The sequence below is a fragment of the Vibrio aerogenes genome (genome assembly GCF_024346755.1).
Taxonomy (GTDB): Bacteria; Pseudomonadota; Gammaproteobacteria; order Enterobacterales; family Vibrionaceae; genus Vibrio; species Vibrio aerogenes.
In genome coordinates this window covers 2,030,941-2,044,959 of sequence record NZ_AP024861.1, presented here as the reverse complement: position 1 = coordinate 2,044,959, position 14,019 = coordinate 2,030,941, and the positions used below count along the sequence as shown (strand labels likewise).

Sequence of the window (14,019 nt, the reverse complement as noted above, 5' to 3'; positions counted from 1 at the left end):
CTATCAGACCGGATGCTCCGGATAGTTCAGCGAACGGGTTTACCATATACAATTTGTGTATTGGGACAGTTTACCGTTGAAATCTTTGGCTTCAACCTTTTCTCTGCTCTCATTGAATAATTTTAATATTTTTGTTCAATTTATTGATATTACACCTGTGTTTATGACCATGAAGTTTGTGTATACCGGGCGCATGATCGCAGGAAAGTGGCGTTGTAAATCCGGGTATCATACCACTGGTTCTTAATTATGCGGAGGAATCGACCGGTTCATCATTAATTCGTAGACGCAGACAATGACAATTGCGTAATTTCGCGTACAATGCTGCCTCTGTTTAGAAATTGCTGTTGATATAGGTTTAAAAAAATGATTTTGTACAAAGAGTTTACATTTGAAGCGGCTCACCGGTTACCCCATGTCCCTGACGGACATAAATGTGGTCGGCTCCATGGACACTCTTTTCTCGTCAGAATTTATGTGGAAGGTGATGTGGACCCACAAGCGGGATGGGTGATTGATTTCTCTGAAATTAAACAAGCTTTTAAACCGGTTTATGAACAGCTTGATCACCACTATCTGAATGAAATTGAAGGTTTGGAGAATCCAACCAGTGAAGTCATTGCCCGCTGGATATGGCAAAAGCTGAAGCCATCATTACCACTTCTGAGTCAGGTGGAAATCAAAGAAACCTGTACAGCAGGATGTATTTATCAGGGTGAAGCAGAATAAAAGAAGTGACTCAGGAGATAAAGCGTGAAAGCCGTTTCGGGTTTCACGCTGGTGCCCGGTTAGATAGATTAGCTAGGTTAACTAACAGATGACTTTGACTGCCAGTCCTCCCTGAGATGTTTCACGATATTTTGCATTCATATCTTTTCCTGTTTCCAGCATCGTTTCTATGACTTTATCCAGCGAAACTCTTGGCTCTGATGCCCGGCGCAATGCCATCCGGGTCGCATTGATAGCTTTAACCGCGGCTATCCCGTTTCGTTCGATACATGGCACCTGAACTTGTCCGGCGACTGGATCGCAAGTTAATCCCAGATTATGTTCCATCGCTATTTCTGCCGCCATACAGACTTGTTCCGGACTGGCTCCGAAGAGCTCTGCAAGGCCGGCAGCAGCCATAGAGCAGGCAACACCAATTTCTCCCTGACATCCGACTTCTGCACCTGAAATCGATGCATTCCTTTTATAAAGTCCGCCAATGGCACAGCATGTTGACAGGTAGCGAATGCAATCCTGTTCTGTCACGGGCTGAATAAATTTATTGTAGTAGGCAAATACAGCCGGAATCAGCCCACATGCACCATTGGTTGGTGCTGTGACGACTCTTCCGCCAGCCGCATTTTCCTCATTAATGGCAAAAGCATACATGTTGACCCAGTCAATCACAGCCATTGGATCATTCGAGTGTTTTTCTGAAGTCAGGAGCTGTTGATGCAATGCTGCAGAACGACGCGGTACTCTGAGTGGGCCGGGGAGAATACCTTCCGTTTTCATCCCGCGCTCCATGCAGTCCTTCATCGTCTGCCAAATCTTCAGCAGATAATCAGTCACTTCCTGACGGGGACGGCAGGCTGACTCATTTTCCATCACCAGTGTGCTTATCGATAAACCGGCATCCCGGCAAAAATCCACCAATTCCGAAGCGCTGGTATAGGGAAACGGTACATTGTGTGCAGATTCTGTGGGTTGTCCCAGATGTTTCTCATCGACAACAAAACCACCACCAACTGAATAGTAGGTTTCCGAGAGTAGCTCTTCTTTTCCATGCCATGCATGAATCGTCATGGCATTTTCATGCGCAGGTAAGTAGGAAGTATGAAAGGTCATACCTGAATCACGGGGAAACGTAATACGATGATTCTGATGCGTTGATATTTGCAGGAATTCATTCTGCTCTGCTTCCCTGATAATGTCAGGGATCTGATCAATATCAACATTTTCAGGTGTATAGCCACTTAAGCCCAGAATAATTGCTACGTCGGTCTGATGTCCTTTACCTGTCAAAGACAGCGACCCATACACATCAACCGTAATTTGAGTCACTTGCTTTAAAAGCGACTTTTGGTGCAGAGTTTCAATAAACAGATGACTAGCCTTCATGGGCCCCATCGTATGCGAGCTGGAAGGACCGATGCCTATCTTAAAAATATCAAAAACGCTGATCATGCCTGTACACCTTTCAACCAAGTAACCCTTTCAACCAAGTAACAACTTGGTTACAAACCTTTGAGACGGGTTATATAAAATAGCGTGGGAGACTACACGAGTCTGCCCGTAAATTCAATGCTTGTATATACAATTACTGCAAGAGACAGGCACTGCAACAACGACTATTTGTAACCAGATGAAAAAATTGGACTATTTTCCCGGAATCATGGGGGAATTCATACTTTGATTAAAGTGCTTATTGGTGATTTTATCAACCTGTAATTGATAAGGGCTTTTGTGAGATGGAGTGGTATGCTGGTGATGTTCCGGTAACAGATGCTGTTGAAGCTGTTCAATCATTTTAGCCGTCGCTCCCCAGATAAAATACTGCCGGTAATTTAAAGCGACGACCCGGTGGTGCTTCTCTGCGAAAATAAAATCTGAACAATGCAGATGGCGGGGATTCAGTACGTAACTTGCCGGAATTTCGAATACTTCTTCAACTTCTTCTTGTTGGCGGACCGGCGTATAACGTGGCGAAATGAAGGCGATGACCGGTGTAACAGCAAAACGGCTGACCGTACGCAGTTCAGGTAAATGTCCGATGACTTCGATATGATGCTGCTGAATACCGACTTCTTCTCTGGCTTCCCGGATAGCCGTTTGATAAAGAGAGCGATCCTGAGACTCATATTTTCCGCCGGGAAAACAAATTTGTCCCGGATGATGCTTCAAATGCATCGGTCGGCGGGTGAAAATCACCTGAAGACCTGACTGGCGTTCAACAAATCCGACTAAAACAGCTGCTTTACGGAAATCCTGAAAATGAAAAGGAGATTTTTCGTGATCAACGCGTTGATTCGGACGATGCAGCTGAAAATATTGCAAAATGCGTGTACGGTCGAGGTTCATACAGTCTTTGATTCTCTTCACTGTTTCCTGAGCACGGGTAAAATCCGGCTGAGTTTATCGAGCGTTTCCTGATATTCATTATCCCACTGGCTATCTGCGACAATTCCGCCGCCAGCCCAGACATACAGCTGATGCCCGGTTGCAATTAAAGTCCGGATAGCAATATTTGTATCCATTTGTCCGTCGCGGCTGATATAACCAATACTGCCACAATAGGTACTTCTGCGGTGGGGCTCCAGCTCTTCGATAATTTCCATGGCTCTGATCTTTGGTGCTCCGGTGATAGAACCACCGGGAAAACAAGCACGTAGCAGATCAGATGCGGTGTAACTTTGATCTAGTTTAGCATGAATTGTACTGACCAAATGATGGACGTAAGGAAAGCTTTCGATATCAAATAGTTTGGGGACTGAAACGGATCCTGGTGCGGCGACACGTCCGATATCATTGCGCAGCAGATCAACAATCATCAGATTCTCGGCCTGATCTTTTTCTGACTGGCGGAGTGTGTTTGCCTGAACAAGGTCTGCCGGGCGCTCTGCAGCACGTGGAATCGTACCTTTAATTGGTTTTGTTTCTATCTGCTGACCGCGTAATTGCAGAAAGCGTTCTGGTGATAAACTCAAAATAGCGCCATCTTCAATCCTGAGGAAAGCAGAAAAAGGCGCTTCATTTTCCCGGTCCAGCTGAGCAAATGCCTGCCACTCACTCCCCTGATAATCAGCCTGAAAACGTTGGGTGAGATTGATCTGATAGCAATCACCTGCCAGCAGGTAATCCTGAATCGCCTCAAATTTCTTACGATATGATGTTTGAGTCATATTTGATTGCCAGTCTGATTTCAGATGGAAAGGTATGGCAGATACCGGCTTTTGTGCCTGAATCCATGCTTCCGCTGCCTGTGTGTTTTGACCGACCCACCAAGCCTGCTGTTTCTTATGATCCACGATGAATGCCCAAAGATAAATGCCGACCGCCATCTCCGGCAAGGGAATATCATGTGCTGCCAATTCCGGAAGTTTTTCTGTTCTGCGCCCCAAATCATACGAAAAATAACCTAAAGCCCCGCCGTTGAAGGGCAGGTGAGGCAATTCTGAAGGCATATCAGGGGCGAATTTCAGCTTTATTTCGTTGAGCAGCGAGAAGGGATCCTGACCGGATTGATAACAGTTGCCATTCTCACAGATCGTGGTGGCTTGATCCCGGGTGACCAGCGTGGCTACCGGATTGGCAACCAGAATGTCAAACCGGCTGTCATCGTGAGTATCAGATGAAGACTTTAAAAGCATAGACCACGGAAGGTTTTCAATCCGGGAGAAATACTTTGAAGCAAGGTCCCGTGAGTAATGGCTTGACCTGTATTCAATTTCTTTATTATGTGTGTAATTCATTTCTTCAATTTGTGACAAAAAGTTCAATCACTGCGTAGCGTGTTCACTAAAGCAAGCGTATATTATAAAAGGATTATTAAGCTGACAGCTGTATTTCTTAATCTGTTTTCAACAGGTTAGTAAGGGGGAGGTACAGCCCATGAAGCATAACATAAATGAGGCAAGCAATGACGTTAATTCGCAAAGAAGATTTAATCAGCAGTGTTGCTGATGCGCTTCAGTATATTTCTTACTATCATCCCCTTGATTTTGTTCAGGCTCTGGAAAAAGCATACCACCGTGAGGAGAGTCAGGCTGCCAAAGATGCAATGGCGCAGATTTTGATTAACTCACGTATGTCCGCGGAAGGTCACCGGCCGATTTGTCAGGATACAGGCATTGTGACCTGTTTCGTCAATATTGGTATGGATGTCCGCTGGGAGACTGATCAAACAGTTCAGGAAATGATAGATGAAGGCGTTCGCCGTGCTTATACCAATCCGGACAATCCTTTACGGGCTTCCGTATTAGTTGATCCGGCAGGCAAGCGGGTGAATACCAAAGATAATACGCCAGCGGTTGTCCACATCAATATGATTCCCGGAGATAAAGTCGAAATTCAGATTGCTGCAAAAGGCGGTGGTTCAGAAAATAAAACCAAGATGGCAATGCTCAACCCATCTGATGATATTGCTGAATGGGTCGAGAAGACCATACCATTGCTTGGCGCAGGCTGGTGTCCACCTGGTATGTTAGGTATCGGTATCGGGGGAACTGCCGAAAAGGCGGCAGTACTGGCGAAAGAATCACTCATGGAACACATCGACATTCAGGCGTTGATTGATCGTGGTCCGCAAAATGCGGAAGAAGAGCTCCGGCTGGATATTTTTAACCGGGTGAATAAGCTGGGCATCGGTGCTCAGGGACTGGGTGGTTTGACCACGGTCGTGGATGTGAAAATCAAGTCGGCCCCGACACACGCAGCATCGAAGCCTGTTTGTTTAATCCCGAACTGTGCAGCGACCCGTCATATCCATTTTACTCTGGATGGAACCGGGCCTGCTGAATTCACACCACCTAAACTTGAAGACTGGCCAGACATTGCCTGGGAAGCCGGTGAGAATACCCGTCGGGTCAATTTGGATACCGTGACGAAAGAAGATGTCCAAAGCTGGAAGACCGGTGAAACCTTATTACTGTCCGGAAAAATTCTGACCGGGCGTGATGCGGCTCATAAAAGAATTCAGTCGATGCTGGAAAGCGGCGAAGGTCTGCCTGACGGTGTTGATCTGAAAGATAAATTTATTTATTACGTTGGCCCTGTGGATGCTGTGCGTGATGAGGTTGTCGGCCCGGCAGGACCAACGACATCAACCCGGATGGATAAGTTTACCGATATGATGCTCGACGAAGTCGGAATTATGGGCATGATTGGTAAAGCTGAACGGGGCGCTGACACTGTTGCGTCGATCAAAAAACATAAGGCTGTTTACCTGATGGCTGTCGGTGGTGCCGCTTATCTGGTAGCCAAAGCCATTAAGAAAGCTAAAGTTGTTGCTTTCGAAGAACTGGGGATGGAAGCGATTTATGAATTTGAAGTCGAAGACATGCCGGTGACCGTTGCGGTCGATTCTGGTGGTGCAAATGCTCATCAGATTGGTCCTGATATATGGCGGGTTAAAATTGCTGAAGCAGAGAAATAGTATTCACTTGTTTTTCTGATCAATTTAGCCGGAAGCCTCTGACTCAGGTCGGGGGCTTTTTTATATTTGAGAGGTCTGGGTATAGATTGGTATTATGGTTGTTTATTGATTGTCTGACATACAACGAAAAACTGTTAATGAGCAAAATTCAATACGTTTCAGGGGGATGGTGAATGAAGTTATTCAGACAGGAAGTATCAGAGCTGATTCATCGTGGTTTTGACAGCAATCTCAAGATTGCGGTAACTGGATTATCGCGGGCAGGAAAAACGGCTTTCATTACTTCGCTGATGAACCAGATTCAGTATCTGTCGACTCATGATCATTTACCATTTCTGGTTGCTGCGCAGGAGCGGAGAGTTATAGGGACCAAACGTGTTCCCCAGAACAATATGATGGTCTCCCGTTTTGATTATGACAGAGCGATGTCTTTTCTTCATGCCAGTCAAACACAATGGCCGGAGCCAACCAAAGATGTGAGTGAAACCCGGCTCGCTATTAAATATAAACCAGTGAAGCGCAGTAAACGATTGCTGGGTAAAACTGCAACCTTATCCCTCGATATTATTGATTATCCGGGAGAGTGGCTGCTGGATTTACCTTTGCTGGAGATGGATTTCAGACAATGGTCTGAACAACAAATGAGCCTGATGAAAGGTCAAAGAGCGGATTTAGGAAAATCATGGCTTCAAGCCTGTCAATCTCTGGATCCGGATCAGGAAGCAGATGAGCAGTTACTGGCATCGCTGTCGTCTGCATACACACAGTATCTGCATGATTGTAAGAACCATGGATTGCACTGGGTGCAGCCAGGACGGTTTGTGTTACCTGGTGAACTGGCCGGTGCGCCGGTATTACAGTTTTTTCCTTTTGCCGGAGCGGTGGCTGAGAAAGATAAAAAATCCTCTTCCCGGCATGTGCCAACCAACTTCGAATTACTTCATACTCGTTTTGAAGAATATAAATCAAAAGTGGTTCAGCGTTTTTATAAAGATTATTTTGCAACATTTGACAGACAGGTTGTGCTGGTAGATTGCCTGACCCCGCTCAACAGAGGATATGATTCATTTGTTGATATGCAGCAGGCGCTAATTCAGATTCTGCAAAGTTTCCGCTACGGCAGAAATGGTATTCTGTCCCGCCTGTTTTCACCCAAAATCGATAAAGTTTTATTTTGTGCCACCAAAGCTGATCATGTAACACCTGACCAGCATAACAATCTGATGAATTTGCTTGATCAAATGATTTATCCGGTCTGGCAACAGGTGGCGTATGAAGAAGTGGAGATGCGTGGGATGAGCCTGGCTTCAATTCAGGCGACACAAGCCGGATATATTCATGAATCTGAACAACATCACCCGGCCATTCAGGGCCATACGCTGGATGGAGAGCTGGTGACTTTATATCCGGGAGAAGTGCCGGCAAGACTTCCTGCTGCAGATTACTGGAAATCACATCAGTTTGACTTTGTTCCGTTTAAACCTCAGCCATCGAAGCCCGGAGCGCCTTTACCACATCTTCGTATGGATAGTGCGCTGGAATATTTAATTGGAGATAAGTTGCGATGAGTCAGTATAAATCAAAACATGTATTCAGGCAGACACTTGACCAGACAGAACCTGATTCTGAAGAGTTGACAGCCACTCAGCAATTTAGTCCTTCGGATAAATTTGTTCCGGCACCGCATCCGGATACTGAGAAGGCAGTACATCCTGCTGAGCCGGGTATTGAGCATTTAATCCGCCCGTCAGCCAGAAAGCGGCGGTTTCTCCCCTCAATACTGACTGCATTTGTTGGTTTAGCAGGATGGCAGGCGGTTGATGCTGGTATCGATGCTTATCAGGCCGGAGACTGGTTGTCTATTGGCTGGTATGGCTTTTTAGGTGTACTTGCCGGGGCCGGGGCCGGTAAATTAATTGCAGAGTGGCGGACATTACGTCGTCTGCGGCAGCACTTTTCCCATCAGACTAAGGCTGAAGCATTGATTCAGGCAAACAGTGTCGGGCAGGCAAAACCGTTTTGTGAACAGTTGATCAAAAACGCCGGGATAGCTGAAAATCACCCGGATGTGGTGAAATGGCGCAGTCAGCTGAATCATGCATTTAATGATATTGAAGTCTTTGATTTATATGATTTGTATATTCTTAAATCCGTGGATGAAAAAGCGATCCGGCTGATATCACGTTCGGCTTCTGAATCTGCGGTTCTTGTCGCAGCCAGTCCGCTGGCTATTGCTGACATGTTGCTGGTTGCGTGGCGAAACCTCACGATGCTGAACCAGCTTTCTCAATTGTATGGTGTGAAGCTTGGCTACTGGTCACGCATACGGTTAATGAGAACAATGTTTGTGAATATGGCTGCGGCCGGAGCCAGTGAAATGGTATTGGATGTCAGTACGGATTTGTTATCAGCGGGCGTGGCTGCAAAGCTGTCTGCACGTGCCGGGCAGGGAATGGGTATTGGTATTTTGACGGCTCGTCTTGGCTTGCAGGCAATGACCCTGCTTCGCCCTTTGCCATGGGTTCCTGAAAGAAAGGTCAGATTAACAGCGATTCGTCAGGCCATTATGTCAAGAGTGAAAGGTCTGATTACAAAGTCGTCAGAGTAATTTGAGCATTATGGAAGGACAGTGATGTTTTCTTGAGAGTTCTCTTGACGGAGATGTGGCCTTGATAGAAACTACTGTCAACTTTTCCTGACACTTTTTAGGTTCACATCTGTGCGTCTCGAAGTTTTTTGTGAAGACAGACTCGGTTTAACCCGGGAATTACTGGATATTCTCGCCTCAAGAAACATTGATTTAAGAGGTATTGAAATCGATGTTTCGGGTATCATTTATCTGAACTGTCCGGATATTGATTTTGAAACATTTAGTGAGCTTATGGCTCAAATCCGGATGATCTCCGGTGTCAAAGATGTTCGTAAAGTCCAGTTCATGCCAATAGAAAGGCATAATACAGAATTGATTTCACTGCTGAATAATTTACCTGATGCCGTTCTTTCCATTGATATGAAAGGGACGATTGATATGGCTAATTATGCGGCTCTCTCCTTATTTGGTAAACAAAAGCAGGATGTTATCGGTCTTCCGATAACAGGATTAATACCATCATTTAATTTTGCCCGCTGGCTTGAAGGTAACAAAGCCCGTTATCGTGAAGAGATTGTACTCAACGGGCTCGACTATATCTTTGAAATGATGCCGGTTCATATCCGCAATGATCTCAGCGAATCTGTACTGGCAAGTACCATGATTATTCTGCGGGTGAAAGATCATGCCTCGTCGGGCATGCCTCTGCAGTTACCACTCAGCCATGATTTAGGCTTTGAACACTTTGTGGGTGTTTCAAACCGTCATAAGCAACTGATTAATCAAGCTAAAAAGCTATCTCTGCTCGAGCAGCCCCTGTTAATTGAGGGGGAAACCGGAACGGGGAAAGAAATGCTTGCCAGAGCTTGTCATAATCGCTCTGAACGAGCTGCTTTTCCTTTTCTCGTTCTCAGTTGTGCCTCAATGCCGGATGATGTCGCCGAGACGGAGCTATTCGGGCATGCACCGGGAACATTCAATCATCAGTCCGGACATAAAGGTATTTTTGAGCTGGCGGATGGCGGCACTATTTTTCTGGATGAAATCGGGGAGATGAGTCCTCATCTTCAGATTAAATTATTGCGCTTTCTTCAGGATGGTACTTTCAGACGGGTTGGGGAAGAACATGAGCAACATGTTGATGTCAGGATCATTGCCTCAACCCGGCATAACCTTGCTGGATTGGCTGAGTCGGGTCAGTTCAGGGAAGATTTGTTTTACCGGCTCAATGTGCTGACCATTGGAATTCCGCCATTGAGAGAACGTCCTGCAGATATACAACCACTGCTTGAATTGTTTGCAACCAAGCATGCCCGACAGATGGGGATGAAAAAACCTCAGTTTGATGATGATATTGTGGACAAACTTTCTCATTGCCCATGGCCGGGAAATATGCGCCAGCTGGAAAATGTTGTGCTCAGGGCACTCACGGAGATTCAGGATGGTGTCCTGTCTATAGAGCACTTTCATCTGCCAAAAGCTGAAAAAATTCCGGATGGCGTGAGTCAGCTCAATCTGGAAGGTTCACTTGATGAAATCATGAGTGATTATGAAGCGAAAGTGCTGGCAAAGTTATTCCAGTCCTTCCCGTCCAGCAGAAAACTGGCGAAACGATTGAGTGTTTCTCATACCTCAATAGCCAACAAGCTGAGAGATTATCAAATTCGTAAAAATTGAGGTGAGTAATCTGACATGCAAAATCATATTTATGATGTTGATGATGATATTGTGATCCGGACAGCCCGAGTTGATGATGCCCGGATGATTACAAAATATTTTTGTCATAATAAGGAGTTTCTCCGCCCGTGGGAGCCACAACGGGAACCCGGCTTTTTTGAACACAAAGGGTGGACACAGAAACTCATGAAGCTCGAAGAGCTGCGGCAATTAGGTCTGGGTTACTATATTTTAATTCTGGATATGCCTTCAAATCAGATGCTGGGTACGATTTCTTTCAGTCAAATGACCCGTTTTCCTTTGTATGGTTGCTTTGTCGGTTATTCTCTCGCGGAAGATGCGCAGGGGAAAGGGGTGATGACCAGAGCGTTAAAGATGGCTTGTCGCTATATGTTTCAGGTACAAAAACTCCATCGTATCAGCGCAACTTATATGCCTTTTAACCATCGTAGTGAAGCGGTACTCAAGCGGGTTGGTTTTGAGTATGAAGGCACTGCGAAAGATTATTTGTTAATCAACGGCAAGTGGCAGGACCATCATATTACATCATTAATCAATCAGGATTGGGAAGCGGGTAGCTAAATACCAGTTCCTAATTGTAGGTCACTCAGGCAGATATCGAACACAGACACGCATAAACCCATCCTTGGGGCTCTGCCGCGCCTTCCCTGGCGCGGAAGGTCTGCTTATCGATATCTGCCTCGTGACCAAAAGAGGCGCATATTTAGGAACAGATATTTAGTGCGTGTTTATCTTTCACAGCCTAATCTGTAGTCGCCTGCAAATCCGGTTCCGGAGAAACAAATGCTTTCAATATGAGCCGGTTTTTTTCACCAGAGTATATTGTGCTGTATCCTCTTTTATTGGTAGTGTTGTTATTTGTCGGATTTGGTTTTTTGTCGCGGGTGGGTATTTTACAGGTGTAGTCATTTTACAGCTGGAGTTACCGGACTGCCGGGTGAAGATAAGACCCAAAAGAGTTCATTCAATCCGGTATCGGCTTATTTTATTTCTGTTATTTATTTGAATCATCTGATGGGGGAAATATTGGTGATTGAACGTCTGAAAAAGCAGCTTGAGCTGGTGGTTGAGTTAGATCGGCTGAAAAGTATATTAAGACGGACAAGGGTAAAAAGTGCTGAAGGGCGTTTAGAAAATACGGCTGAACATAGCTGGCATGTCGCCATTATGGCCATTTTACTGGAAGAATATGCGAACGAGCCTGTTGATATCAGTAAAGTGGTTCAAATGCTGTTGTTCCATGATATTGTTGAGATTGATGCGGGTGATACATTCATTTACGACGTCGAGTCGGCCAGAAATCAGGAAGAAGCAGAATTAAAAGCGGCTGAACGTCTGTTTGGCATCTTACCTGATGACCAGGGACAGAAATATTTAGCCTTGTGGAAAGAGTTTGAAGAAGCTGCTACACCTGAAGCCCGCTTTGCAAAAGCGTTGGATCGCTTAATTCCGGTTATGCTGAATTATTGCAATGAAGGGCAAAGCTGGAAAGAGCATGGTGTTCATAAACATCAGGTATTATCGATGAATCAAAGAATAGAGCAGGGCTCAACATGTTTATGGGATTATGCTTTGGAAATTATTGATCAGGCAGCAAATAATAACTGGCTCAAGCTTTAACTTTTTAGATTGATTTGCCACACCTTGGTCACGCCCTGAATATCGGGGGTGTACCGTTTATTTGTGACTTTCTCTGTGGGTTGTCACAGAAAGTGAGATTTAAACCAGAATCTATCTTATCTGAGATAGATTTTTTTTTGGTCTGACATACAATACACCTACCTCTGTACCATACTGAATCATCATGCCTACGACATTCATTCGCTTTGGTTGCACTGAAGACCTTGTTCATCTGGAAAAATTAATGTATGACCTTCATGATGAACATCATGTTGCCTGCCCGGAGCACTTTAAAACTGCCGGGGAGGTTATGAAGGAAAAGCAGATTAATGATTATCTGAATTCACCAGAGGCATTAGTTTTTATTGCCAGTCATGATGATGTTGTCGTTGGCTTTATTACCGGCCATTTTTCGGAATTAGTCTCGATGGTCAGTAAACCTGTCCTGATGGGAAGTATTGACGAACTATTTGTTTCACCAAAATTCCGCTCCCAAGGTATCGGGCGACAGCTGTTAGACCGTTTGATGCGTGAATTTGAAGATTACGGTATTGAACAGATATTTGTCGAAGTCTGGGCGTTTAATCAGGCTGCGCAAAAGCTGTATCAACAGCTTGGGTTTGATCATCACATTCATTGGCTGAGAAAAGCGGTGAAATAGCAATGACTTCGAAAGGTGGGCACATGCCTTCATTCCTTTTCCCGGAACCGGACCTGTTGATGATACACTGAGTCATGCATCTTCAGGTAGCTTGGGTATAATAAGTTTTTTATAAATCTAAAGTCAGTTTTCTGTGTTTTTTCTATAAAAATTTATAAATATAAATAACCTCTGATCTCATTATGAAAAATATAACAGTAATTTTTCTTTTTATTCAGATTGAAATTGTATATATTGATTTTGACTGATGATTGCTCTGATCGTGAGTCATAAAATTCTCAATCTGAAATTAATTACAGCTAGTATTTGTGGGTTATTTTTTTATAAAGAAAAATGCTTATAATTATGGGTGTTAGTTATTGAAATAAATATGATATAAGTCATTTATGAAATTTACTTAATTATTTGTAATTAAATTTCATGTTTATTCCAATGAATATATTATATTTATACAGGAGTCAGTTGTATGAAAATTAAATCAAGAAAATTAATTCCGGCTTTATTTATAGTTCCAGCAGTTTTGCTGAGTCAAACTGCGTTTGCTGATAATTCTGAACACTACGGTGAGGGGACCTTTTATGGTTATGGTGGCGGTGGGAATTGCAGCTTCCCGAAAGATGACTCATTGCTGACTGTTGCGATGAATGCTGTCGATTATGATGGCTCTGCTGCCTGTGGGGCTTTGATTGAAGCGACCAGCCTGAATACTGGTGCTTCTGTGATTGTTCGAGTGGATGATCAATGTCCTGAATGTAAAAAAGGTGATTTGGACCTTGATCAAAAAGCATTTGCGAAAATTGATAGTATTCCTGAAGGGCGTATTCCTGTGAAGTGGCACTATATCGCTAACAATCAGGCCGGAAATATGAAGTTATATTTCAAAGAAGGTTCAAGTCAGTGGTGGACTGCTGTTCAGGCTCGTGATCATATGTATCCGATCAGAAAAATTGAATATCGTCGCAGTGGTGATAATCAATATATTAATTTACCAAGGAAACCATATAATTATTTTGTTGCGGAAAGAGGCTTTGGTGTCGGACCGTATGACTTCCGGATTACAGACTTTTTAGGACAAGTTGTTGAGGTAAGTAATATTCCATTTAAGGTAACCACTGAAATAGACACAGGCACTCAATTTCCTGAGCAATAATTAACAGAGAAATAACCTGATATCATTTTGGTGATTTAATATAAATAAAGAGGTAATATTTACCTCTTTATTTAGTTATTCGGAAATATTTATTCGGCAAGTCTGAATATTCAGGTAATTTAAGGTCATTTATTGTTAAATACCTGTTCCTGAATATC

12 protein-coding genes are annotated in these 14,019 nt (G+C 44.1%); 9 read left to right on the top strand and 3 right to left on the bottom strand.

The window, feature by feature from the left end; all coding sequences use genetic code 11:
* Window positions 1–366: 366 nt before the first annotated feature.
* Entirely contained in the window at window positions 367–729 is a 363-nt protein-coding gene (queD, locus tag OCV29_RS09055) for a 6-carboxytetrahydropterin synthase QueD (RefSeq protein WP_073603014.1), read from the top strand.
* A gap of 81 nt (window positions 730–810) precedes the next feature.
* Here queD and OCV29_RS09050 read toward each other — a convergent pair whose 3' ends face one another.
* From OCV29_RS09050 to pabB, 3 genes are all read right to left on the bottom strand, one after another.
* Window positions 811–2,175: an L-serine ammonia-lyase gene (locus OCV29_RS09050; protein ID WP_073603013.1), complete on the bottom strand. Its 1,365-nt coding sequence runs from the start codon at window positions 2,173–2,175 to the stop codon at window positions 811–813.
* Window positions 2,176–2,367: 192 nt separating this feature from the next.
* Entirely contained in the window at window positions 2,368–3,090 is a 723-nt protein-coding gene (locus OCV29_RS09045) for a CoA pyrophosphatase (RefSeq protein ID WP_245796787.1), read from the bottom strand.
* Window positions 3,087–4,460 (bottom strand): aminodeoxychorismate synthase component 1, encoded by a 1,374-nt coding sequence (gene pabB, locus OCV29_RS09040; RefSeq protein WP_073603101.1) that lies wholly within the window; start codon window positions 4,458–4,460, stop codon window positions 3,087–3,089. The genes OCV29_RS09045 and pabB overlap by 4 nt, the downstream gene beginning before the upstream one ends.
* A gap of 167 nt (window positions 4,461–4,627) precedes the next feature.
* On the opposite strand from pabB, the gene OCV29_RS09035 reads away from it, so the two are divergent.
* The 8 genes from OCV29_RS09035 to OCV29_RS09000 all read left to right on the top strand — a co-directional run bounded on the left by OCV29_RS09035 (window position 4,628) and on the right by OCV29_RS09000 (window position 13,861).
* Window positions 4,628–6,142 carry a fumarate hydratase gene (locus OCV29_RS09035; RefSeq protein ID WP_073603011.1) on the top strand — a complete coding sequence of 505 codons (1,515 nt, stop codon included), beginning with the start codon at window positions 4,628–4,630 and terminating at the stop codon, window positions 6,140–6,142.
* Between the two features lie 173 nt (window positions 6,143–6,315).
* Complete coding sequence (locus OCV29_RS09030; RefSeq protein ID WP_073603010.1) at window positions 6,316–7,710, top strand: YcjX family GTP-binding protein; 1,395 nt, start codon at window positions 6,316–6,318, stop codon at window positions 7,708–7,710.
* A complete protein-coding gene (locus tag OCV29_RS09025; RefSeq protein ID WP_073603009.1) occupies window positions 7,707–8,750 on the top strand; it encodes a YcjF family protein in 1,044 nt (347 codons plus the stop codon). The genes OCV29_RS09030 and OCV29_RS09025 overlap by 4 nt, the downstream gene beginning before the upstream one ends.
* Before the next feature lie 111 nt (window positions 8,751–8,861).
* The gene (tyrR, locus tag OCV29_RS09020; RefSeq protein ID WP_073603008.1) at window positions 8,862–10,409 is read left to right on the top strand and encodes a transcriptional regulator TyrR; all 1,548 of its coding nucleotides are present in this window, start codon (window positions 8,862–8,864) and stop codon (window positions 10,407–10,409) included.
* A gap of 15 nt (window positions 10,410–10,424) precedes the next feature.
* A complete protein-coding gene (gene rimJ / locus OCV29_RS09015) occupies window positions 10,425–10,991 on the top strand; it encodes a ribosomal protein S5-alanine N-acetyltransferase (RefSeq protein ID WP_073603007.1) in 567 nt (188 codons plus the stop codon).
* Between the two features lie 471 nt (window positions 10,992–11,462).
* On the top strand, window positions 11,463–12,050 hold the full coding sequence (locus OCV29_RS09010) for an HD domain-containing protein (RefSeq protein WP_073603100.1): 588 nt from the start codon (window positions 11,463–11,465) through the stop codon (window positions 12,048–12,050).
* Between the two features lie 184 nt (window positions 12,051–12,234).
* Window positions 12,235–12,711 carry a GNAT family N-acetyltransferase gene (locus tag OCV29_RS09005; protein ID WP_073603006.1) on the top strand — a complete coding sequence of 159 codons (477 nt, stop codon included), beginning with the start codon at window positions 12,235–12,237 and terminating at the stop codon, window positions 12,709–12,711.
* A gap of 466 nt (window positions 12,712–13,177) precedes the next feature.
* Window positions 13,178–13,861, top strand: a complete 684-nt coding sequence (locus OCV29_RS09000; RefSeq protein ID WP_073603005.1) for an expansin EXLX1 family cellulose-binding protein — start codon at window positions 13,178–13,180, stop codon at window positions 13,859–13,861.
* The last annotated feature ends 158 nt before the right edge of the window (window positions 13,862–14,019 follow it).